The sequence below is a fragment of the Pectobacterium peruviense genome, assembly GCF_002847345.1.
Lineage (GTDB): Bacteria > Pseudomonadota > Gammaproteobacteria > Enterobacterales > Enterobacteriaceae > Pectobacterium > Pectobacterium peruviense.
In genome coordinates this window covers 12180-34096 of record NZ_LXFV01000034.1, presented here as the reverse complement: position 1 = coordinate 34096, position 21917 = coordinate 12180, and the positions used below count along the sequence as shown (strand labels likewise).

The 21917-nt window shown below is 52.6% G+C and carries 22 protein-coding genes; 13 read left to right on the top strand and 9 right to left on the bottom strand.

Annotated elements, in window-relative coordinates; genetic code table 11:
* Positions 1-67 precede the first annotated feature (67 nt).
* Positions 68-979 carry an N-acetylglucosamine kinase gene (gene nagK / locus A0G03_RS19480; protein ID WP_048259707.1) on the top strand — a complete coding sequence of 304 codons (912 nt, stop codon included), beginning with the start codon at positions 68-70 and terminating at the stop codon, positions 977-979.
* A gap of 11 nt (positions 980-990) precedes the next feature.
* Positions 991-1821, top strand: a complete 831-nt coding sequence (gene cobB, locus A0G03_RS19475) for a Sir2 family NAD+-dependent deacetylase (RefSeq protein ID WP_048259708.1) — start codon at positions 991-993, stop codon at positions 1819-1821.
* A gap of 22 nt (positions 1822-1843) precedes the next feature.
* On the opposite strand, the gene A0G03_RS19470 is transcribed toward cobB, so the two are convergent.
* Both A0G03_RS19470 and A0G03_RS19465 read right to left on the bottom strand, forming a co-directional pair.
* Complete coding sequence (locus tag A0G03_RS19470) at positions 1844-2074, bottom strand: hypothetical protein (protein ID WP_072062015.1); 231 nt, start codon at positions 2072-2074, stop codon at positions 1844-1846.
* A 198-nt stretch (positions 2075-2272) separates the two neighbouring features.
* On the bottom strand, positions 2273-2989 hold the full coding sequence (locus tag A0G03_RS19465; protein WP_048259709.1) for a Crp/Fnr family transcriptional regulator: 717 nt from the start codon (positions 2987-2989) through the stop codon (positions 2273-2275).
* A 116-nt stretch (positions 2990-3105) separates the two neighbouring features.
* Here A0G03_RS19465 and A0G03_RS19460 point away from each other — a divergent pair, with 116 nt between their 5' ends.
* The 10 genes from A0G03_RS19460 (at position 3106) to A0G03_RS19415 (ending at position 11763) form a co-directional block, all read left to right on the top strand.
* On the top strand, positions 3106-3447 hold the full coding sequence (locus A0G03_RS19460; RefSeq protein WP_048259710.1) for a cupin domain-containing protein: 342 nt from the start codon (positions 3106-3108) through the stop codon (positions 3445-3447).
* A gap of 38 nt (positions 3448-3485) precedes the next feature.
* Complete coding sequence (locus A0G03_RS19455) at positions 3486-4250, top strand: class I SAM-dependent methyltransferase (RefSeq protein ID WP_048259711.1); 765 nt, start codon at positions 3486-3488, stop codon at positions 4248-4250.
* A gap of 171 nt (positions 4251-4421) precedes the next feature.
* Entirely contained in the window at positions 4422-5459 is a 1038-nt protein-coding gene (gene btuC, locus A0G03_RS19450) for a vitamin B12 ABC transporter permease BtuC (RefSeq protein ID WP_048259712.1), read from the top strand.
* A gap of 66 nt (positions 5460-5525) precedes the next feature.
* Positions 5526-6077 carry a glutathione peroxidase gene (locus A0G03_RS19445; RefSeq protein ID WP_048259713.1) on the top strand — a complete coding sequence of 184 codons (552 nt, stop codon included), beginning with the start codon at positions 5526-5528 and terminating at the stop codon, positions 6075-6077.
* Complete coding sequence (gene btuD / locus A0G03_RS19440) at positions 6078-6854, top strand: vitamin B12 ABC transporter ATP-binding protein BtuD (RefSeq protein WP_048259714.1); 777 nt, start codon at positions 6078-6080, stop codon at positions 6852-6854. It begins immediately after the preceding gene.
* 148 nt (positions 6855-7002) lie between these two features.
* Entirely contained in the window at positions 7003-7497 is a 495-nt protein-coding gene (locus A0G03_RS19435; protein WP_080965229.1) for an NlpC/P60 family protein, read from the top strand.
* A gap of 162 nt (positions 7498-7659) precedes the next feature.
* A complete protein-coding gene (gene lplA / locus A0G03_RS19430; protein ID WP_048259839.1) occupies positions 7660-8682 on the top strand; it encodes a lipoate--protein ligase in 1023 nt (340 codons plus the stop codon).
* 60 nt (positions 8683-8742) lie between these two features.
* Positions 8743-9159 (top strand): lysozyme inhibitor LprI family protein, encoded by a 417-nt coding sequence (locus A0G03_RS19425; protein ID WP_048259715.1) that lies wholly within the window; start codon positions 8743-8745, stop codon positions 9157-9159.
* Between the two features lie 241 nt (positions 9160-9400).
* A complete protein-coding gene (locus A0G03_RS19420) occupies positions 9401-10126 on the top strand; it encodes an EAL domain-containing protein (protein WP_048259716.1) in 726 nt (241 codons plus the stop codon).
* A 185-nt stretch (positions 10127-10311) separates the two neighbouring features.
* Positions 10312-11763, top strand: coding sequence for a protein adenylyltransferase SelO (locus A0G03_RS19415; RefSeq protein WP_048259717.1), 1452 nt, complete (start codon positions 10312-10314; stop codon positions 11761-11763).
* Positions 11764-11782: 19 nt separating this feature from the next.
* On the opposite strand, the gene A0G03_RS19410 is transcribed toward A0G03_RS19415, so the two are convergent.
* The 6 genes from A0G03_RS19410 to ppsR form a co-directional block, all read right to left on the bottom strand.
* Complete coding sequence (locus tag A0G03_RS19410) at positions 11783-12580, bottom strand: heme ABC transporter ATP-binding protein (protein WP_048259718.1); 798 nt, start codon at positions 12578-12580, stop codon at positions 11783-11785.
* On the bottom strand, positions 12573-13577 hold the full coding sequence (locus A0G03_RS19405; protein WP_048259719.1) for a FecCD family ABC transporter permease: 1005 nt from the start codon (positions 13575-13577) through the stop codon (positions 12573-12575). The genes A0G03_RS19410 and A0G03_RS19405 overlap by 8 nt, the downstream gene beginning before the upstream one ends.
* Positions 13574-14392 carry a heme/hemin ABC transporter substrate-binding protein gene (locus A0G03_RS19400; RefSeq protein WP_048259720.1) on the bottom strand — a complete coding sequence of 273 codons (819 nt, stop codon included), beginning with the start codon at positions 14390-14392 and terminating at the stop codon, positions 13574-13576. The genes A0G03_RS19405 and A0G03_RS19400 overlap by 4 nt, the downstream gene beginning before the upstream one ends.
* Positions 14389-15441: a hemin-degrading factor gene (locus tag A0G03_RS19395; protein WP_048259721.1), complete on the bottom strand. Its 1053-nt coding sequence runs from the start codon at positions 15439-15441 to the stop codon at positions 14389-14391. The genes A0G03_RS19400 and A0G03_RS19395 overlap by 4 nt, the downstream gene beginning before the upstream one ends.
* Positions 15442-15662: 221 nt before the next feature.
* On the bottom strand, positions 15663-16709 hold the full coding sequence (locus tag A0G03_RS19390; RefSeq protein WP_048259722.1) for a 3-deoxy-7-phosphoheptulonate synthase: 1047 nt from the start codon (positions 16707-16709) through the stop codon (positions 15663-15665).
* A 203-nt stretch (positions 16710-16912) separates the two neighbouring features.
* Positions 16913-17734, bottom strand: coding sequence for a posphoenolpyruvate synthetase regulatory kinase/phosphorylase PpsR (ppsR, locus tag A0G03_RS19385; RefSeq protein WP_048259723.1), 822 nt, complete (start codon positions 17732-17734; stop codon positions 16913-16915).
* 300 nt (positions 17735-18034) lie between these two features.
* Between ppsR and ppsA the strand changes: the two genes are divergently transcribed.
* Positions 18035-20413, top strand: coding sequence for a phosphoenolpyruvate synthase (gene ppsA / locus A0G03_RS19380; protein WP_048259724.1), 2379 nt, complete (start codon positions 18035-18037; stop codon positions 20411-20413).
* 424 nt (positions 20414-20837) lie between these two features.
* Here ppsA and apbE read toward each other — a convergent pair whose 3' ends face one another.
* Entirely contained in the window at positions 20838-21884 is a 1047-nt protein-coding gene (apbE, locus tag A0G03_RS19370) for an FAD:protein FMN transferase ApbE (protein WP_048259725.1), read from the bottom strand.
* Between the last annotated feature and the right edge of the window lie 33 nt (positions 21885-21917).

Sequence of the window (21917 nt, the reverse complement as noted above, 5' to 3'; positions counted from 1 at the left end):
GCGGCTTGAGAGATGACGGGGATATTCCCTATCGTGTGGCAATGCGAACACACCCTAAGGAGCAGTCATGTACTACGGTTTTGACATGGGCGGTACGAAAATCGAGCTGGGCGTGTTCGACGCTGAGTTGAATAAGGTGTGGCAAAAGCGGGTGCCGACTCCGCGCAATAATTATGATGATTTGCTCACTACGCTGGTCGATCTGGTGCATGAAGCCGACGCACAGGTTGACGTGCTGGGGAGCGTGGGTATCGGCGTGCCGGGCATCCAGAATGAAAGCGGGGCGTTATTCACCGCTAACCTGCCTGCGACGATGGGAAAACCGCTGCGGATTGACTTGTCACAGCGCTTGCAGCGCGACGTTCGCATTAGCAACGACGCCAACTGTTTTGTGCTGTCGGAGGCTTGGGACGCGGAATTTCGTTCCTATCCTGTCGTGTTAGGATTGATTCTGGGCACGGGACTGGGGGGGGGACTGGTGATTAACGGGCGGCCGGTGGAGGGGCGCAACGGCATCGCAGGTGAGTTTGGCCATTTCCGCCTGCCGTCAGACGCATTAGATATCATCGGCGTGGATATTCCCCGTGTGAAATGCGGCTGTGGGCAATTCGGCTGTATCGAAAACTATATTTCCGGTCGCGGTTTTGAATGGTTATACGAACATCTGTATGGCGAAGCCCTGCCAGCGGTAACTATCATTCGGCACTATCGTGGCGGAGAAGAAAAAGCGCTGGAATTTGTCGACCGTTTTATGGATTTGCTGGCGGCCTGTTTGGGCAATTTACTAACCTTGTTCGATCCGCACTTGTTGGTATTGGGCGGCGGCTTGTCGAATTTTGACGAAATTTATCAAATTCTGCCGACGCGTCTCCCTTCGCGACTTTTACCGATTGCGAAACTGCCACGTATAGAGAAAGCGCGTCATGGCGATGCGGGCGGCGTACGTGGCGCGGCATTGCTACACTTAATGGATAACTAGCTGGAGAAAGTATGTATACGCGTCAACGATTAGGGCGTTTTCATAAGGGAAAGCGTATGCGGCAACAGCGTCTTCGGGCGCGTATTTTCCATCGTGATTATCTGGCTGCAAGCGAAGTGAAAAAGCCGCGCGTTGTGGTACTGACGGGCGCAGGCATTTCAGCGGAATCGGGTATTCGTACTTTTCGCGCAGCCGATGGTCTGTGGGAAGAGCACCGAGTTGAGGATGTCGCGACGCCTGAAGGCTTTCAACGTAATCCCGAACTGGTGCAGGAATTTTATAACGCCCGTCGTCGTCAATTACAGCAGCCGGAAATTGTGCCGAATGCCGCGCATCTGGCCTTGGCGAATCTGGAAGCGATGCTGGAAGACAATTTCCAACTGATCACACAGAACATCGATAACCTGCATGAGCGAGCTGGTAGCCAGCGGGTGATTCATATGCATGGTGAGTTACTGAAAATACGCTGTAGCCAGAGTGGACAGATTTTTGAGTGGACGGACGATCTCGCCGTCGGTGAACGCTGCCACTGCTGTCAATTTCCCGCGCCGTTACGCCCGCATGTCGTGTGGTTTGGCGAAATGCCGCTGCACATGGACAAGATTTACCATGCGCTGTCGCAGGCGGACTACTTTATTGCGATTGGTACGTCGGGGCATGTCTATCCCGCCGCAGGTTTTGTTCATGAAGCTCACTCGCATGGAGCCTACACGCTAGAGCTGAATCTCGAACCTAGCCAGGTAGAAAGCCAGTTTGATGAAAAAATTTACGGCCCCGCGAGCACCGTCGTGCCCGAGTTTGTCGGTGCCTGGCTGACGCGTGGCAAAAGCATCAAATTTTAACCATCAGCAAAACGTGAAAACGTCATGAATCGTATGAAGATGGCGTTTTCTCTTGCCGATCGTTGCCGCAGCAACATTCGTCAAGCTGATCGAAAGGCAACATGGCGGCGTGATTAAAGAAACAATATTCACTCTCGCTACAGCGAGTATGCGCAGCGGTTTCTGTCGGCGAGACCGTCTGCGGCGGCTGTTGGCTGTCATGGCGTGACTGTGCTCCATGAAGAGATAAGGTTCGTCGGAAAAAGCCCAGCATAGCGTTACCCTCACGGTATCTCATTACGATGTTAATGAGATAATTATGCTAATGAGAGTTATTCTCATCAATGTAAGCTAAGCGTAGTTGATAATTCGATGATGGGGGAATGACAATTGTCAAAATACATATCCAAAATTGTTCTATAGCACCGCTATGCCTCATCTTACAAAGCCTTATCATAGTCAGTCTGAACGGTCAGAATGTCCGTCTGGCCTCGGCAGCCAACGCTTTCAGATAATTCAGATCGCACAATTCTACCTGATGGCCCCGATAGGTAATGTGGCCTTGCCGCTTCCAGTCTGACATTAATCGACTCAATGTTTCACCGCGCATCCCCAATGATGTAGCGAGCTGGCCGCGGCTCACCGGCAATGTCAGGTGTTGAGTTTGCTGAATGTGATGCTGCCGCAGCAGGTAATCTGCCAGACGCTGTGGCGCGGAGCTGGAGGTCAGCCAGTCGATTTGGTTGATCGTCGAGTAGAGCTTTTTGCCCAGATAGTTGAGCAGACGCAGCGCTAGCTCTGGGCGTTGCAAACAAAACTGATGAATATCCTGTCGCGGAATCATCAGCGTGTGCCCGTCGCTCAGCGCACGGATATTCATCGGGAAGCGGCCGTGATCCATAAATACGGCGGCGATGGCGACAAATTCTCCACGTTCAAACTGCCCGAAAATTTTCTCGTCTCCGCCATAGGTATGGCGAAAAGCCTGCAATTTCCCCGTTTCAACCAGCAAACAGTGCTGCATTTTGTCGCCTTCGCGAAACAGGACGTCATCCTGCCGGAAAAACAGACGCTCGCTTTTGGCTAATAGTTCACACACCACGTCGCTGGGTTCGCCGCGCATCCAGTCATGCTGAAACAGCACGTCGCCGTATTCATCGGGCGATAGCGCCTTTTTGACAAATGTCATTTGCCCTCCCAGAGGCTGGTATTACCATCAAGCTAGTAAATGAAAATAATAATCACTTGCATGAATTCAGCAAGCAAAATCACGGCACGCTGAATCGAAAATAGCGGAGCGTTTCCATGAAAGACAATACTCTTCCGGCGGCACAGGCGCTGGTTCTCCACGAATTGATTACCCCAACCGAACACGGTATTGCCAGCCGCGTATTGGCACGTACCGACGGCGGCAATGTTACGCTGTTTGCCTTCGATCAAGGGCAGGGGTTGAGCGAACACAGTGCGCCTTATGATGCACTGGTTATGGTACTTGAAGGTGAATTATTGCTTACGATCGGGGGTGAACCCGTTGTCGCACAGCCCGGCACGCTGGTGCGTATGCCTGCCAATATCCCTCATGCCGTTGATGCGCAGCAGTCATCACGTATGTTGCTGACCATGTTGAAGACGCTGAAAGCTCAGTAAACGGCTACGGCGATAACACAGAATTAAGGAGTGACAGTATGAGCGATCATGAAGCAGGACATAAATTTCTAGCCCGATTGGGGAAAAAACGTCTGCGTCCCGGTGGCAGAAAGGCAACGGAGTGGCTCCTCAGTCAGGCGGGATTCCGGCCGGACAGCGTGGTGCTGGAAGTTGCCTGCAATATGGGCACCACGGCGATGGAAATCGCGCGGCGTTTTGGCTGTCAGGTCATTGGCGCGGATATGGATAAAGCGGCGCTACAGAAGGCGCAGGAAAATGTCGCAGCGAACGGTCTGGCGTCGCAGGTCACGATTATGCAGGCGAATGCGCTGGAACTGCCGTTTCCCGATAATCACTTTGACGTGGTGATTAATGAAGCCATGCTGACGATGTACGCTGACAAGGCCAAGAGCCGCATTATTGCCGAATATTATCGCGTGCTGAAACCGGGCGGCCGCCTGATTACCCACGATATCATGCTGCTTTCCGAGAAGGACACCGGAGCATTGCAGGCGGTGGAACAGATGCATAAGGCTATCAACGTACACGCTCAGCCGATGCTGCGTGAGCGCTGGGTTACGCTGTTTCAGGAGTCTGGCTTTAGCAAGGTCAACTATGATAACGGCGCGATGACGCTGCTGACGCCCCAAGGGCTGATTTATGATGAAGGCGTGGCCGGTGCGGCGCGTATCGTAAAAAATGCGCTGAAAAAAGAAAACCGCAGCATGTTCTTCAACATGTTTCATACCTTCCGCCGTAATCGAAACCAGCTTAACTATATTGCGGTATGCAGCACCAAGTAATAGCTGTATGCATTTTGAATGCGTCGCGGTAGAAAGGAAAAAGCGTGTAAGGTAGGTGAAATCGTTTAACATACGTGACAACGTTTAGAGATGTTTCATGCGGTGAACCGTTATGGCACATGCTCTTATTGCGCTCTTTTTCTTGCGCAGAACTCCTTGTTACGGTGAACAATGCAGCCATTACCGCTGGGCGATACCACGCTAAAACACGCGACGCCATTGCCCCATTACAGCCAGCTAAAACAACAGCAATGCAGACGCGATCGTCGGAGTCTGGCACTGCTGTTAGCGTTTCTCGTGCTCACGCTGGTTGTAAGCCTGTGCGCCGGGGAACGCTGGATTTGGCCGACAGCCTGGCTGGATGATGCGCAGCAACTCTTTGTCTGGCAACTGCGATTACCCAGAACGTTAGCCGTGATGCTGGTGGGTGCCAGTCTGGCCATGTCTGGCACTGTCATGCAAGCCGTCTTTGATAATCCGTTGGCTGAACCGGGGCTGCTGGGTGTCGCGAACGGCGCAGGCGTAGCCTTGGTGCTAACGGTACTGCTGGGGCAAGGGCTCTTACCTGTCTGGGTGTTAAGCCTGAGCGCCATTGCCGGTGCGCTGTTGATTACCTTTCTGTTACTCCATTTTGCCCGTCGTCATATTTCCAATACTCGTTTACTACTCATCGGCATTGCGCTCGGGATTATCTGTAGCGCGGTGATGACCTGGGCGGTCTATTTCAGTACCAGTCTCGATTTACGCCAGTTAATGTACTGGATGATGGGTGGCTTCAGCGGTATTGACTGGCGGCACGGCTGGTTGATGTTGACGCTCTTGCCGCTGTTGCTGTGGCTAAGTCGTCAGGGCGCGGTGTTGAATGGACTGGCGCTGGGCGAAATTCAGGCGCGTCAATTGGGCATCCCAGTTTACCGCTGGCGGACGGTTCTCGTGCTGGTCATGGGTGTACAGGTTGGGCTGAGCGTGGCACTGGCCGGTATCATCGCGTTTATTGGCTTGGTGATTCCGCACATGTTGCGATTGTGCGGACTGACCGATCAGCGTTATTTATTGACCGGATGTGCGTTAGCCGGTGGCGGTGTTCTGTTGCTAGCAGATACGGTCGCGCGCATTGCGCTGAGTTCTGCCGAGTTGCCGATAGGCGTGGTTACCGCTACGCTGGGATCGCCATGGTTTATCTGGCTATTATTACGTAATCGACTGTAGCGATACGTCTTGTGTTACCCACTCTTGTTTGATCAACGCTGTTTTATCACTGAAGGGAGCAAAACGATGAGCACTGAAATCTATGCTATTCCACTGACCACTATCGATGGGAAAGCGACAACGTTCGAAGCGTTTAAAGGGCAGGTTGCTTTAGTCGTCAATGTCGCTTCTCAATGCGGCCTGACTAAACAATATGACGCATTGGAAAAACTCTACGAAACCTATCGTGACAAAGGCTTAGTCGTACTGGGATTCCCATCAAATGAATTTGCAGGTCAAGAACCGGGCTCGGAAGAAGAGATCCAGGCATTCTGCCGTGGGACATTTGGCGTTCAGTTCCCGATGTTCAGCAAGATTGAAGTGAACGGTGAGAACCGTCACCCGCTGTACCAACTGTTGATTCGCCAGCAGCCGGAGGCCAACGGCACCTGGAAAAGTGATTTTTTTGCACGTTTGGTCAATAAAGGCCGTAAGCCCAAGAACCCGGAAGATATCCTGTGGAACTTCGAGAAGTTTCTGGTCGATCGCGAAGGGCGCGTAATTGAGCGCTTTGCGCCAGATATGTCGCCTGACCATGACACCATCGTGAAAGCGATAGAAGCGGCGTTGGCAAAATAATTGACGCAGCAAACTTCCTCGGTATTGCAACTGCGGCAGGCCAGCGTCTTGCCGCGTTTGTTGCCAACGAATGCAGAATGCCGTCGCGGTGAACTGCTACACATCATTGGCCCGAATGGTGCGGGAAAGAGCACCTTGCTGGCAAGAGCGGCTGGCTTATTGGCAGGAGAAGGGGAAGTCTGTTTGGCGGGCACGCCGCTGTCGCAGTATACGGCAGCGGATTTAGCCGTGCGGCGCGCCTATTTGGCACAGCAGCAACCGCCGCTGGCGCTCATGCCAGTGTTTCAGTATTGGCAACTGCATCAACCGCCGCTGGCGCAGGAATACGCGGTTGAAAAGGTGGTGCATTTTCTGGCGGAACGCCTGATGTTAACCGACAAGCTGGCGCGCCCGCTCACGCAGCTATCGGGAGGCGAGTGGCAGCGTGTTCGGCTGGTGGCGGCGCTATTGCAGATTTGGCCGACGTTCAACCCGCACGCACGTCTGTTGCTGCTGGACGAACCGACCAACAGTCTGGATGTGGCCCAGCAGGTGGCGCTGGATTCGTTACTGAGCGAACTCTGTCGCTTGGGGATTGCCGTCGTGGTTTGCGCACACGATCTCAACCATAGCGCCCACCATGCCGATCGTGTGTGGCTGCTGTCGGCAGGCATGCTGGTGGCACAGGGCGCAACGGAGGATGTCATGCTGCCGGAGGTGTTATCGCCTGTGTTCGGCGTCGCGTTTCAGCGGCACGTGGTTGATGGCAGAAATTGGATCATCACTCGCAGCGCCTAACCCTTCTCGTTAGAAATAGGTGCTGTCAGAAAATAGGAAAAATCGCCTTTACTTGCCAGTCACCCCGATTAAACGCTAAATTAATCCAATACCTAGCATTTTCAAACGCGAGAGGTTTATGGCCTCAGCGGTTTTATGGTAATCGCGCATGATACGTTTACGATCTAGTTTGATCCTACGATACAGTTTGCTCCTCGCCAGCCTGATTTTGGTCGGCTGTAGCAGTAGTCGGCATAATAATCCGCCGCCGAATGCGCGTCTGAGCGATTCGATCATGGTGATGGTGCAGCTAAACGATCAACTGGGACAATGGTATCGAACGCCTTATCGCTATGGCGGTCTGGATCGTAACGGCGTCGATTGCTCTGGTTTCGTCTATCTGACGTTTCGCGATAAGTTTGGCATGCAGTTGCCGCGTACGACGGAAGAACAAACCGAGCTGGGTGAACGTATTGACCGCGATAATCTGCTGCCGGGTGATTTGGTCTTTTTCAAAACGGGCAGCGGCAGCAGTGGGCTGCATGTCGGTATTTATGATAAAGACGACCAGTTCATTCACGCGTCTACCAGTCAGGGCGTCATCCGCTCGTCGCTGGATAACGTATATTGGAAACGGGCTTACTGGCAGGCCCGCCGAATCTAACGCCTTCCTTATTTTACTTATATACCCTAGATAATTCGAATTGCGTGAAGGCGGCAACTGCACGAATCCCCAGGAGCTTACTCAGGTAAGTGACTGGGGTGAGTAAAGGAAGCCAACGCACAAGCAGTTCGAAGTATGACGGGGATAGCATTGGAGCTGCTCATGTCCTCGTCCTCTTTGCGTTTACTCATCTCCGACTCTTACGACCCCTGGTTTAATCTAGCCGTTGAGGAGTGCATCTTTCGCCAGATGCCCACCACGCAGCGGGTGCTGTTTTTATGGCGCAATGCAGAAACCGTAGTCATTGGCCGCGCCCAGAATCCGTGGAAAGAGTGTAATACGCGGCGGATGGAAGAGGATGGCATCAAGCTGGCGCGTCGCAGCAGCGGGGGCGGGGCGGTCTTTCACGATCTCGGCAATACCTGTTTTACTTTCATGGTGGGTAAGCCGGAATACGATAAAAGCGTTTCTACGCAGATTGTTTTGGATGCACTCAACTCGCTCGGATTAAAGGCCAGTGCGTCTGGTCGTAACGATCTGGTGGTGGAAACTGCTGACGGCGTGCGCAAGGTGTCCGGCTCTGCCTATCGTGAAACGAAAGATCGCGGTTTCCATCACGGCACGCTGCTGCTGAACGCAGATCTCAATCGTTTAGCGGATTATTTGAACCCGGATATTAAAAAGTTACAGGCGAAAGGGATTACGTCCGTGCGTTCTCGCGTCGCCAATCTGGTGGAATTACTGCCTTCTGTCGATCATCGGGTGATTTGTCAGGCCGTAACGCAGGCTTTCTTTGATTATTTCGGCGAACAGTGCGAACCGGAAATCATCTCGCCTTCCGCCTACCCAGATTTACCGGGATTCAGCGAACAGTTTGCACGTCAAAGTAGCTGGGAATGGAACTTCGGTCAGGCACCGGATTTCACTCATTTACTGGATAACCGATTTACTTGGGGCGGCGTTGAATTACATTTCGATGTGGAACGCGGCGTCATTGTTCGTGCGCAAATTTATACTGATAGCCTGAACCCCGCGCCGTTAGAAGCGCTGGCGTCCGCATTACAGGGAACGGCATATCGTCCGGAAGCCTTGGCGGCCGCGTGTCAGGCACTGATAACGGCTTTCCCCGAACAGCAAAACGAATTGCAGGAACTGGCGGATTGGCTGGAGCAGAGTCTGCGTTAATGCGATAGAGCGGTGTTTTTCTGAAGATAAACCACAACTAGTCGAATAAGGGGATATGGATTGAAGAAAACACTCGTTACCGCGTTGCTATTAGCCGTTACGACCGCTACCTATGCCAACGATGATTTCGGCAAGGCCTTAGATGACCAACTAACGGCCTGTACTAACAAAGCTGAAAACACCTTAGCCACAAATGACTGTTTCAACATCGGCTTGAAGGCATGGGACACCGAGTTAAACAAGCAATACAAGTTACTCTTAGCCGACCAATCAGAAGATTTCAAAGCCAACTTGAAGAAATCACAGGTTGCATGGATCAAGTACCGTGATTCATACCTTGAAGCCATGCAGAGCTTCTATATGCAGCAAGATGGTACAATCTGGGGGATCGTCATGTCACATGCCAAGTTACGAGTGACACGCGATAAAGCCATTGAGTTATACAAACTGCGTACCAGTACAGACTTGGAAGGTTGATAGGGCTAAGTACTAGAATTTGGGTGATCTCAGCACTTACAAAAATCGTAACAGCAAAACGAACTACAGGAACTAGCTGATTGGTTGGAGCAAAGTTTGCGTTAGATCGTGAGGTAGGGCTCTGAATAAACTGGCAGCATGACAGAAAGGCACTTTTCGTGCTTAGTGCGAGCAAGCGTGGTGGATTCGCCTATAATAATAACGTAATGTGATTATTATTCATTCTGTGTAGTACAGGATCATGCGCATCCATCTTGCTGTTGATTACACCAGTGACTACGTTTTTTGGCCGATATTCAGGTTGGATGGAACGCTGTTGGCCGTTGAAATGATCAGCCATTTTAACGGTCTTGCGGGTAAGTTGAGCATGCCTGCCGATATTCTCTTCATGCAGTTAAGTCCGCAACAACAATATGATTTTATTCATGAACAGCTTGTTTTTATCAAAGAGAAGTCCGCATGGTTTATCGATAACCACATTCAGTTGGTGTTGAAGGTTGGACGTCAGATAACCGAGATGTTGATTAAATCCGACGTACTGCGCGGCGAGATCAAACACCTCAATTTTGTTTTTTTGGAGATTAATGAGCTTTTTCCGCAATTATCGCAGGGAAAAGAAAACGCGGCTCTGCTGAACTTGAGTCAATCCATTCCTTTATGGCTGGATAATTTTGGTTCTGGAAAGGCCACGCTTAAACCGCTGCACGACGGATTAGTTCGCGGTGTGAAGCTGGATCGTCAGTTTATCGGGCAGCTTTTATTGCGGCCAACGAATACGCTGATGATGGAGCCGTTATTACGGACGATTAAAAACAGTTATTCAGGCATCAGTATTATCGCCAAGGAGATTAATAATGTGGCGATCTTGAATAAAATCGGGCAACTGAATATTGATGCCGTTCAAGGGCAAATGTGGCCTGCCGTGCATTTCGAACAGCTTGAGCCGCGTACGGTGCTTATCGGCTAATTCAATAGACTCATCGTGTTCAGGGAGATGGTTCCTCCTGAGTATACGTTATGAAAATAATACCCCTGTGTTTCCTCCGTGTTAATTTCATTGCCATCCCTCTACACTTTCTACATACCCGTTAGTCGTTGTGTAGTGAGCGTATGGCTCTCTTCACCTGAACAGGGTGGTCCTAGGGAGACAGAATGCAGCAAATACCGTTATTCAAAAATCACTACTTTCATCAACTACTGGGGTTCTATACCGCGCTACAGCCAACGCCGTTGCATGGTGCTCGTCTGCTTTATCACAGCGAAGGATTGGCCGCAGAGCTTGGTTTATCTTCCGACTGGTTTACGCCAGAACAGGATGACGTCTGGAGCGGTGCGCGTTTGCTGCCGGGAATGGAGCCGTTGGCGCAGGTGTATAGCGGCCATCAGTTTGGCGCGTGGGCCGGTCAATTAGGTGACGGGCGTGGCATCTTGCTGGGGGAACAACAACTGGCGGATGGCCGCAGCATGGACTGGCACCTGAAAGGTGCGGGGCTAACGCCATATTCGCGTATGGGCGATGGCCGTGCTGTGCTGCGTTCGGCAATACGCGAATTTCTGGCCTCGGAAGCGATGCACCATCTGGGGATTCCCACTACACGGGCGCTGACGATTGTCACCAGCGAACATCCGGTGCAGCGTGAGCAGGAAGAGAAGGGCGCAATGCTGCTGCGCGTGGCGGAAAGCCATGTGCGCTTCGGTCATTTTGAACACTTCTACTATCGTCGTGAACCGGAAAAAGTGCGTCAGCTGGCGGAATATGTGATTGCCCGTCATTGGCCGCAGTGGGAAAACGATGAACATCGTTATGAGCTGTGGTTTGGCGATGTGGTAGAGCGTACCGCACGGCTGATTACGCATTGGCAGGCGGTTGGTTTTTCGCACGGTGTAATGAATACGGACAACATGTCGATTCTGGGGCTGACTATCGACTACGGCCCTTATGGTTTTTTAGATGCTTATCAGCCGGGCTTTATTTGCAATCACTCTGACCACCGTGGGCGCTACGCGTTTGATAATCAGCCTGCCGTGGGATTGTGGAATTTGCATCGGTTGGCACAGGCGTTGTCGGGACTGATGGATACCGACACGTTGGAACGTGCGCTTGCGTGCTATGAACCGGCACTGATGCAGCACTATGGCACGCTGATGCGCGCCAAACTGGGTTTATTTAGCGCCAGTTCTGAAGACAATGACGTGCTGGTTGGGCTGTTGCGCCTGATGCAGCAGGAAGGCAGCGATTACACCCGCACATTCCGTCTACTGGCAGACAGCGAAAAGCAGGCATCGCGCTCCCCGCTCCGTGATGAGTTTATTGACAGAGCGGTATTCGATAGCTGGTTTTTGACCTATCGCCAGAGATTGATGAAGGAAGATCAGGGTGATGAGGAACGTCGTCGTCTGATGAATGCGACGAACCCGAAATATATTCTGCGTAATTATCTGGCGCAAATGGCGATTGAACGCGCGGAAAGTGATGACATCAGCGTGCTGGCACGTCTGCATCAGGCACTGTGTCGGCCATTTGACGAACAGCCGGATAGCAACGATTTGGCGGCGTTACCGCCAGAGTGGGGCAAGCATCTGGAGATATCCTGCTCCAGCTAAGCCGGAGCAGGGGGACAGACTATTGGCGCAGATAAACCTGTGGGATGGCGTAGTCAGGATGCGAACCCACGCTAAGATCGGCACGATACCAGTGTGCCAGCGTCTCTGCCTGTAGCACGTCCGCAGGCGAGCCTTGTGCGACCAGTTTGCCTTCGTGCAGCAGCAGAATGCGGTCGGCATACAGCGCCGCCAGATTCAGATCGTGCAGGACACAGCATACGGCTAGGGGCTGTTCACGCGTGAGTTGCTTGAGCAGCCGTAACAGGTGCTGCTGATGGTACAGATCCAGCGCCGAGGTCGGTTCATCGAGAAATAACCAGCCCGGCGTCGGTTCGGGATGCCACAGCTGCGCCAGCACACGAGCCAATTGTACCCGCTGTTGCTCCCCACCTGAAAGATGGCGATAGTCGCGCGTCGCCAGTTCCAGGCAGCCCGTTTGCGCCATGACCTGTTGAACCACGTCATCATTTTTCGGGTAGCGCCCATGCGGAGAACGCCCCATCGCGACGACATCCTTCACGCTAAACGCAAACGCCATGCCACTATACTGACGCATCACCGCTCGCGTTTTTGCCAGTGCGCCGGGCTGCCAGTGCGAAAAAGGTTGTCCGGCTAACAGGCATTCACCTTCATCGGGCGTCAAATAACCGGTCAGTAAACGGAGCAGGGTAGATTTCCCCGCGCCGTTAGGGCCAATAATCGCAACGATCTCCCCACAATTCAGCTCCAGAGAGACATCATCGGTCAGATAGCGGCCGTTGGTCTGAAAGCGCAGATTGCGGGCAGCTAAGGTCCGGTCGAGCGCTAAGTCAGTCATTGCCGCGTCCTTTATGCTGAACGATCAGCCATAAGAAGTAGGGGCCACCAATCAGGCTGCTTAACAGACCAACGGGCATTTCTGCCGGAGAGAGCAGCGTGCGTGCCAGCGTATCGGCAAACAACAACAGGCAGGCTCCGCCGAGGATAGAGCTAGGAAGGAGCCAGCGGTGATCGGCACCCAGATGCATGCGCATCAGGTGTGGGATGATAAGTCCGATAAACCCGATTACGCCGCTAACCGCCACCGCCACGCCAACCAGTAGCGAACTCAGCAACAGTAGCGTGTATTTGGTGCGTTTCACGTTAACGCCGAGGTAGTGTGCTTCTTCATCCCCTAACTGCAATAGGTTCAGACGGCGCGCGTAATATAAGGTGGCGATCATCGCAGGAATGACCAACGTGCTGGCGACGAGCAACATGGGCCACTGTGCTTGTCCGAGACTCCCCATGCCCCACAGCGAGAACTGGCGCAACTGCTGATCGGTACTGAGGTAGGTCAAGACGCCGATGAGGGCAAGGCACAGGGCATTGAGCGCGATGCCTGCTAGCAGCAGTCGTGTTAATCCACCCTGTTCTGAACGGCTGAGAATAAAGATGATGGCCGTAATCGCCAGACTCCCCGCGAAGGCGGCGAACATCGGACCATAAAGCGCCAACAGCGGAGGCAGGCCGAGCGGTAGCACGATAGTCAGCGCTACGCAGAGGGCGGCACCGCTGCTGATACCCAGCAGGCCGGGGTCAGCGAGCGGATTACGAAACAGCCCTTGCATAATCGCGCCGGAACAGGCCAGCGCACCGCCGACGAGTATCGCCAGCAGCACGCGGGGAACGCGGATATTCAGCCAAATATGCCAGATCGGATCGTCAAACGGCGTGTGCCAGAGCAGGTTGAGCGATAGACTCAGTGCGCCCATGTTGGCGGCACCCACCATCAGTGCCACCATCAGTAACAGTAGTGCGATCAACCAAGAGCGCGGGTGAAACCGTGATGTCATTTTATCGCTTCGGCTGTCTGACGCAGCGTTGCCATCAGCGCTGGGGTTTCGAGCGTAAAGCCGAGCATCGCCATGTCATCGACGACTAACAGACGCTTGTTTTTACCGGCAGGGGTCAGTTCCAGACCGGGTAATTTCCAGACCTGTGCTTCACCACCCAGTGTTTTCAGCCCCTGACTGGAGATCAGAATCAGATCCGGCGCACTAGCAATCACGCCTTCCTGCGACAGCGGCTGATAGCGCTCAACGTTTTGCATGGCATTTTTCAAGCCTGCACTGCGGATAATGGTGTCTGGCGGGGTATTTTTACCCGCTGCCAGCGCGGTCATGCCGCCGTGGCTGAGAATGAAGAGCACGTTAACCGGCAGCGGTGATGTTTTTACTGCCGCTAATTTCTGCTGATAGGCTTCCGCCAGTTTTTTACCTTCTTCCTCTTTTCCTAGCGTCTGAGCGATAGCACCGATTTTCTTCGGCACGGCATCCAGCGATGGCTCGGCGGTCACATGAACCACTTTGGTACCGCTCTCCGCAACCTGCTGCAAAGTGAGCGATGGCTGAGACAGATCGCTGGCGACAACCAGAGAAGGTTTCATTGCCAGAATGCCTTCGGTGTTGAGCTGACGCATGTAGCCCACATCAGGCAGCTTTTTCACGGCTTCTGGGTGCAGACTGGTGCTGTCGCGTGCAACCAGATCTTTCTCTGCACCCAACGCGTAGATGATTTCCGTAACGTCGCCACCGATAGAAACGACACGTTCGGCAGCGGACACCCCTAGCGGGAGTGTCAATAACAGGGGGAATAGCCAGTTTTTCATGCGGCAAGATCCTTACGCGGTTTCAGGGCGTCGATCTGGTCGCGCCACTGTTGTTGTTCCGGCGTCCCTTCGGTACGTTGCCCGAAGAGCTGTGCAATTTGAGAACCGTCTGCGGCATAGAGTTCGAGACTGGTCACGATACCGTCGGCCGTCGGTTTACGTGTGATCCAGCTTTCGGCAATCGCACCTTCGATCAGGTGCAGAGTAAAATCTTTATTAAAGATATTAATCCATTCTGCGTGTTGCTCCATGCGTTCTACACGTTCAAGCGTGCCGGTGAAGATTTGCACACAGCCACGGTTACCGACGAATACCATGATCTCATTCTGATCTTCACGCGCGGCAAACAGAATTTGTGACAGCGCATTGTTTTCTACGCGGTAGGCTAAATCGTCAGCGACCGAGTTAAACGCCTGCTGACGCGTCAGGTTATAGCGTCTCAGCAGAATGAAGAAATCATGCACATCCGTCATCGCACGCCAGTCTGCTTCAAACTGAGGATTATGGTCAATGGCCTGCTCGGCGGCTGCATTGTTACCTACTGGACGAAACGCCAACGCCGGGTTTTCGCTGCTGGTAAATTTCTCAACGAATAGCTGCCAGGCGGCCATGTCCGTGGTGTCGGTCGTGTAGATCTTCAGAATGGCATCACCCTGATGATCGAAAAATTGAATACTCTGACGCTCACCGCGCGCGGTGTTCTCACGCAGCGCAAAGGCGGAAGCCCATTGAGAAAGGAACAAACGCAGATCCAACTCGCGGGGGTTGAGGATAAGACCAGCATGCCCATCAAGCGTCTGATTTTGGTAGTAACCGGTATGCTCATGCACGGCGTACTCGTTGCGTGTGATTGACTTGGTATTACCAACCTGCTCCAGCGCACTTAACCAAACTTTGGCGTCACCCTGTAGGCGCTGCGCATCGTGTCCGACGCGGGCATGAGTCAGTTCTGCTTCGCTGATGCTGAGCAGCGCAGCCAGATCGCGTGCGTATTTACGCGGATGTTCAACTTTAGCCTGGAGGTACTGTTGGTAAATGGAGGTCTGCATCTCGTTCGTTCCCTTAATCGTTGTCGTAGAGATTATAGCAATGAATGAGAATCATTTTCATGTAACAAAAACGCAACCTCAAGTGAAGTTTTCTTAATAAGTGGAATAAGAGAAATCGAGAGAGGGATTTACGTGCTGCGAGATAACGAGAAAAGTGGCAGAAACGAAGAAAAACGGCTGGCACAACTCTGTGGAAGGAGAGTGTGCCAGCAAGTATCGGATTAAAAACGGCTATCGATGGCGCTTGCCAGACGCGCCAGTAGCGTTTCAGTATCCTGCCAGCTCAGGCAAGGATCGGTAATGGATTGGCCATACGTCAACGCCAGAGGGTTGATTGCGGGCTGACTCCCTTCGATTAAGAAACTTTCCGCCATGATGCCCGCGATGGCGCGTGAACCGCCGCGAATTTGCTGGCAGATATCATCGGCAACATCAAGCTGGCGACGATGCTGTTTCTGACAGTTGGCATGACTGAAATCGATCACCAGATGCTCAGGCAGAGAAAACTCGCTGAGATGCGCGCAGGCGGCAGCAATATCTTCCGCATGGTAATTCGGTTTTTTCCCGCCGCGCATAATAATGTGGCCAAACGGATTGCCCTGCGTTTTGTAAACCGACATGAAACCTTGTTTGTCTGGTGAGAGAAACATGTGCTGAGCGCGTGCGGCACGGATCGCATCGACGGCGATGCGCGTATTGCCATCCGTCCCGTTTTTGAAGCCGACAGGGCAGGATAGCGCAGACGCCATCTCGCGGTGGATTTGGCTTTCGGTGGTTCTCGCACCGATCGCGCCCCAGCTAATCAGGTCGGCAATATATTGACCGGTGACCATATCGAGGAATTCCGTTGCGGTCGGCAATCCAAGTTGATTGATGTCCAGCAGCAGACGGCGAGCGATCTCCAGCCCTTCGTTTACCTGAAACGTGCCATTGAGTGCGGGATCGGAAATCAGCCCCTTCCAGCCCACTACCGTGCGCGGTTTTTCAAAATAAGTGCGCATGACAATTTCCAGCCGATCCTGATACTGCGTGCGTAGCGCAGCCAGACGACGCGCATAATCCAAGGCGCTATCGGTATCATGAATCGAGCAGGGTCCAACCACGACGAGTAAGCGTGGATCGTGGCCGGAAAGAATGGCTTCAATTTTTTTACGTGACGAGGTGACATTTTCGGCAATGGCGGGGGTAATCGGGAGTCTGGAAAGTAGCGTTTGGGGCGTAACCAGACTCTCGATGCGCGCGCTCCGCAGTTCATCTGTTTGTAGCATGTTTTGTCTCTGAATACGGTCAAGTTGAAAACGTGTCATCACCGAAAAAGCGTTGACCTGAAAGTATTTCAGACCCTGTTTTCAAGCTGTGTTTTCAACTAAAAGGTTGCTTCGCAGCGGCGAAATGCCGGGAAGTGATGGTGCACACAATAAACGAAATGACACACATTACAACCGTATTAGGACAAAAAATCTATCATGTACTAGTACATTCTTCGGCTCATGCCGAGAATGTCGATGATTTTGGCAGAGATTTCCTCAACGGAATAATTAGTGGTATTGAGATATTTAATCTGATGTTTGCGAAATAGCGCTTCGACTTCGTTAAGTTCCATACGGCACTGGCGCAGGGAAGCATAGCGACTATTGCCTCGGCGCTCTTCACGAATTGCTGCCAGTCGTTCGGCATCAATGGTGAGCCCGAATAGCTTGTGCTGGAAGGGTTTCAGCGCATCGGGCAGGCGCAGGTTGTCCATATCATCGGCGATGAAAGGATAGTTAGCGGCGCGGATACCAAACTGCATTGCCAGATACAGGCTGGTCGGCGTTTTGCCACAGCGTGATACGCCCAGCAAAATAACCTGAGCCTGATCGAGATTGCGCAGCGAAATACCGTCATCGTGTGCCAGCGTGTAGTCGATAGCGGCGATACGGGCGTCGTATTTACTCAGGTTATTGGCCGTCAAACCGTGAGTGCGGTTAGCAATTGGCGTCGGCGGCGTGTTCAACTCTTCCTGCAAGGGCGCCACTAACGCCTGTACGATATCCTGGCAAAATCCTTCGCTGCTGATAATAATGTTACGAACGGTCGGTGTGACGATGGAGTAAAACACCAGCGGGCGTACGCCCGTTTGCTGATACAACGTATTGATTTGCTCACACACGGCTTTGGCGCGGGCTTCACTTTCGACGAAAGGTAAGGTATAGCTAACGGTGTTTACGGGGAACTGGGACAGCACCGCATGACCCAATACTTCTGCCGTAATGGCCGTACCGTCTGAGACATAAAACACGCTTCTTTCCACATAACCCCCTTGTGATATTTCCGACCGCTCGAACACGTTAACCTCGTCAAAAAATGCATTTAAATAATACTTTTATTAAAACGCTATTTCATTATCTTCATGATAAAGAATGCTAATCTTCTACGATATTGGATTTTTACTGCGTTAAGCAATCATTCGCCATGAAATCAGTTTTTTTTCATAGGTTGATCGATTCACCTGTCCATGTTCATCAAAACGCTATGCTAACCTGATTGTGTTGAGGCGATTCTCAACCGAACTCTTTCATACCCTAATTGTATGCAGAAAGGATTATTTTCGATGTCCAATAACGGCCCTGATTTGCGTAATGTCCTTTGGTATAACCAGCTCGGTATGCACGACGTTGAAAGGGTGGGAGGCAAAAATGCCTCTCTGGGTGAAATGATCACCAACCTTTCAGATTTAGGTGTAGCCGTTCCCAACGGTTTTGCGACAACGGCGCAGGCGTTTAATGATTTTCTTAATCAAAGCGGGATTAACCAGCGCATTTATGAGCTGCTCGATCGTACCGATATTGACGATCTGAGCCAATTGACCCGCGCCGGTGCGCAGATTCGCCAGTGGATTATTGATACGCCGTTCCAGCCAGAACTGGAGCAGGCGATCGGTGATGCTTATCAGCAACTGGCCGATGGTGAAAAAGAGGCCTCGTTTGCCGTGCGTTCTTCTGCTACCGCGGAAGATATGCCGGATGCGTCTTTTGCTGGCCAACAGGAAACCTTCCTGAACGTGCAAGGCATTGATGCGGTAATGGTCGCGGTGAAGCACGTATTTGCATCGCTGTTTAACGATCGCGCTATCTCCTATCGCGTGCATCAGGGGTATGACCACCGTGGCGTGGCGCTGTCGGCAGGTGTACAGCGTATGGTGCGCTCCGATCTGGCCTCGGCGGGCGTGATGTTTACCATTGATACCGAATCCGGTTTTGATCAGGTGGTGTTCATTACTTCGGCTTACGGTTTGGGCGAAATGGTGGTGCAGGGGGCGGTGAACCCAGATGAGTTCTATGTTCACAAGCCGACCTTGCAGAGCAACAAGCCTGCAATTGTGCGTCGTAACATGGGATCGAAAAAAATCCGTATGGTGTATGCCGCGAGCCAGGAACATGGCAAGCAAGTGCGGATTGAAGATGTACCGGCAGAACAAACAGCGCGTTTTAGCCTGACGGATGACGAAGTGCAGGCGCTGGCGCGTCAGGCTCTGCTGATTGAGAAACACTACGGTCGCCCGATGGACATCGAATGGGCGAAAGATGGTCACACCGGCAAACTCTATATCGTGCAGGCACGTCCGGAAACGGTACGTTCCAACGGTCAGGTTATGGAGCGTTATCATCTACCTGCCAGCGGTACGGTGCTGGTGGAAGGCCGTGCGATCGGCCACCGCATCGGTGCGGGCGAAGTGAAAGTGATTCAGGACATCAGCGAGATGCACCTGATCAACGCGGGTGATGTGCTGGTGACCGACATGACCGACCCAGATTGGGAACCGATCATGAAGAAAGCGGCTGCGATTGTTACCAATCGCGGCGGACGTACCTGCCACGCAGCGATTATCGCGCGCGAGCTGGGCATTCCGGCTGTTGTGGGTTGTGGCGATGCGACCGAGCGTTTGCGCAAGGGGCAGAAAGTAACCGTGTCCTGTGCGGAAGGCGACACGGGCTATGTGTATCAGGATCTGCTCGACTTCTCCGTGAAGAGCTCACAGATTGACGAAATGCCCGCATTGCCGCTGAAAATCATGATGAACGTAGGCAACCCTGATCGTGCGTTTGATTTTGCCTGCCTGCCGAACGATGGCGTCGGTCTGGCACGTCTGGAATTCATCATCAACCGCATGATTGGCGTGCACCCGCGTGCGTTGCTGGAATTCGACCAACAAACCCCAGAACTGCAGCGCGAGATTAAAACGCTGATGCAGGGCTTCGACGATCCGATCGAGTTTTATGTAGGTCGCCTGACGGAAGGGATTGCGACGCTGGCAGCGGCATTCGCGCCGAAGCGCGTCATCGTCCGTCTGTCCGATTTTAAATCGAACGAATACGCCAATCTGGTCGGTGGCGAGCGCTATGAGCCGCAAGAAGAAAACCCGATGCTGGGCTTCCGTGGCGCAGGTCGCTACGTATCACCAGACTTCAAAGCTTGTTTCGCGCTGGAATGTGAAGCGGTTAAACGTGTGCGCAACGTGATGGGGCTGAAGAACGTAGAAATTATGATCCCGTTTGTTCGTACCGTGGCGCAAGCGGAAGCGGTGATTGCTGAGCTGGCGAATCAGGGGCTGCGCCGTGGCGAAGACGGCCTGAAAATCATCATGATGTGCGAGATTCCGTCCAACGCACTGTTGGCTGATGAATTCCTGCAACACTTTGATGGCTTCTCCATCGGTTCAAACGACATGACACAGCTGGCTCTGGGTCTGGATCGCGACTCCGGCGTGGTATCGGCGCTGTTTGATGAACGCAACGATGCGGTAAAAGCGCTGCTATCGATGGCGATTAAAGCGGCGAAGAAACAGGGTAAATACGTCGGTATTTGCGGTCAGGGCCCATCAGATCACGAAGATTTCGCGATCTGGCTGATGGAACAGGGCATCGATAGCCTGTCACTCAACCCAGACACCGTGGTGCAAACCTGGCTGAATCTGGCTGAGCACAACTAGTTCTGCGATGAATTTTTAGATATCAATGTATTGTTTTTAAAATTTTTAGTCGCGTAATAATCGTGCTGAGGTGGGAGTGACTGGTGAGCGGCAAGGACGCCGCGAAAGCCAGTGCCGCGCTGGGAGCGCGTCACTGGCGGCCCGAGTTGCGGTCACTAACGCCGAAGGTATCGCGTAGCGACACGATTTCGCGAAAAGCCTGGGGTCATGGGGCGGTGGCGATTGAACCGCCCCATGTCGGGCGCATGCTGCGACAGTTGAAAAAATTGACTGAAGTTAGTGCGCACGAAATTTTCACTGTGGTTACAGAAATTTATTTCCCGGATTTGTGTGGGGAACCCTCAATTTGCAGGGATGCCTCACTCCGTGGTCGCCCGTGTATCTCGTTCTTATCACGATGGGTTGCCAGTAGTCTTGGCATCTATCACGGTGCCGCAATCAGGAATGATTTAAATTGTGGCGTCATTACCGCGCTAAAACCCTTATCCGTTTTGGTAATCAGATAAACCGCCAATCCTTGCTGCTCAGCCAGCTTCAACGCTTTCTCCGTTCCCAGCACCATCAAACCCGTATCCCAGCCATCCGCTTCCAGCGCGGTAGGCGCAATCACAGTGGCTGAAACCAATTGATGATTAATCGGTCTGCCCGTCTCAGGGTCGATAACGTGAGAATAGCGCTTGCTGTTCTCCTCAAAATAATTTCGGTAGCTGCCGGACGTGCTAATCGCGTAACCCTGCAAATTCACCGCCGCCTGTGCCGCATTTTCCTGATCGGTGGGTTTCTGAATCGCCACACGCCATGGCGTTCCTTCGGCATTTATGCCACGGCTAGAAATCGCACCACCGACGGAAACCAGATAATTGGTTATCCCTTTACGCGTCATCAACTGCGCGAGAATGTCCGCGCCGTAACCTTCGCCCAGCGTGGAAAGATCGACGTACAAATCTGGGAGATCTTTCTGAATCCATTCTCCTTTTTCGTCACCGATCAGTTTCAAGTGGCGTAGCCCGACATTTTGCCGTGCTAAATCGATCTGCTCTTGGCTGGGAATACGTGTCGGCTGCTTCTGTGGGCCGAATCCCCAGAGGTTAACCAACGGGCCGACGGTAATATCCATCGCGCCGTGAGTGGCTTTACCGATACGCAGTGCGGCCAGAATAATATCCGCCATGCCATTGCTGATAGGCTGTGGATCTGTTCCCCGATACTGATTAAAGCGAGATAGCACTGAATCGTCACGGTAGGTGGAAATATCGTTATTGGCCTGCTCCAGCAGGGCATCAATTTCCCGTTGCAACTGTGTTTTATCTTCAGTGACGTCGCCGCTAATTTTTACGCTGTAGAACGTCCCCATTGTTTTGCCTTCAATGGTCAACAAAGGGCGCTGTGCGGTAGGTGTCGGGTTATCACAGGCTGTCAGAAGGCTGAATAAGCCACAGAGTAGTAATCTCTTCGCGGCGAGAGGCGTCATGAAAAACTCCTGAAAAAGCTGAACCGAGGGTGG

Coding starts and splice junctions, on each gene's coding strand:
- A0G03_RS19470 (WP_072062015.1), bottom strand. CDS start 2,074: ATGCTGGGCTTTTTCCGACGAACCTTATCTCTTCATGGAGCACAGTCA.
- A0G03_RS19390 (WP_048259722.1), bottom strand. CDS start 16,709: ATGCTACAAACAGATGAACTGCGGAGCGCGCGCATCGAGAGTCTGGTT.
- A0G03_RS19445 (WP_048259713.1), top strand. CDS start 5,526: ATGAGCACTGAAATCTATGCTATTCCACTGACCACTATCGATGGGAAA.
- A0G03_RS19460 (WP_048259710.1), top strand. CDS start 3,106: ATGAAAGACAATACTCTTCCGGCGGCACAGGCGCTGGTTCTCCACGAA.
- A0G03_RS19435 (WP_080965229.1), top strand. CDS start 7,003: ATGATACGTTTACGATCTAGTTTGATCCTACGATACAGTTTGCTCCTC.
- btuC (WP_048259712.1), top strand. CDS start 4,422: ATGCAGCCATTACCGCTGGGCGATACCACGCTAAAACACGCGACGCCA.
- nagK (WP_048259707.1), top strand. CDS start 68: ATGTACTACGGTTTTGACATGGGCGGTACGAAAATCGAGCTGGGCGTG.
- lplA (WP_048259839.1), top strand. CDS start 7,660: ATGTCCTCGTCCTCTTTGCGTTTACTCATCTCCGACTCTTACGACCCC.
- A0G03_RS19415 (WP_048259717.1), top strand. CDS start 10,312: ATGCAGCAAATACCGTTATTCAAAAATCACTACTTTCATCAACTACTG.
- A0G03_RS19455 (WP_048259711.1), top strand. CDS start 3,486: ATGAGCGATCATGAAGCAGGACATAAATTTCTAGCCCGATTGGGGAAA.
- apbE (WP_048259725.1), bottom strand. CDS start 21,884: ATGACGCCTCTCGCCGCGAAGAGATTACTACTCTGTGGCTTATTCAGC.
- A0G03_RS19400 (WP_048259720.1), bottom strand. CDS start 14,392: ATGAAAAACTGGCTATTCCCCCTGTTATTGACACTCCCGCTAGGGGTG.
- cobB (WP_048259708.1), top strand. CDS start 991: ATGTATACGCGTCAACGATTAGGGCGTTTTCATAAGGGAAAGCGTATG.
- A0G03_RS19420 (WP_048259716.1), top strand. CDS start 9,401: ATGCGCATCCATCTTGCTGTTGATTACACCAGTGACTACGTTTTTTGG.
- A0G03_RS19465 (WP_048259709.1), bottom strand. CDS start 2,989: ATGACATTTGTCAAAAAGGCGCTATCGCCCGATGAATACGGCGACGTG.
- A0G03_RS19395 (WP_048259721.1), bottom strand. CDS start 15,441: ATGCAGACCTCCATTTACCAACAGTACCTCCAGGCTAAAGTTGAACAT.
- A0G03_RS19405 (WP_048259719.1), bottom strand. CDS start 13,577: ATGACATCACGGTTTCACCCGCGCTCTTGGTTGATCGCACTACTGTTA.
- A0G03_RS19410 (WP_048259718.1), bottom strand. CDS start 12,580: ATGACTGACTTAGCGCTCGACCGGACCTTAGCTGCCCGCAATCTGCGC.
- ppsA (WP_048259724.1), top strand. CDS start 18,035: ATGTCCAATAACGGCCCTGATTTGCGTAATGTCCTTTGGTATAACCAG.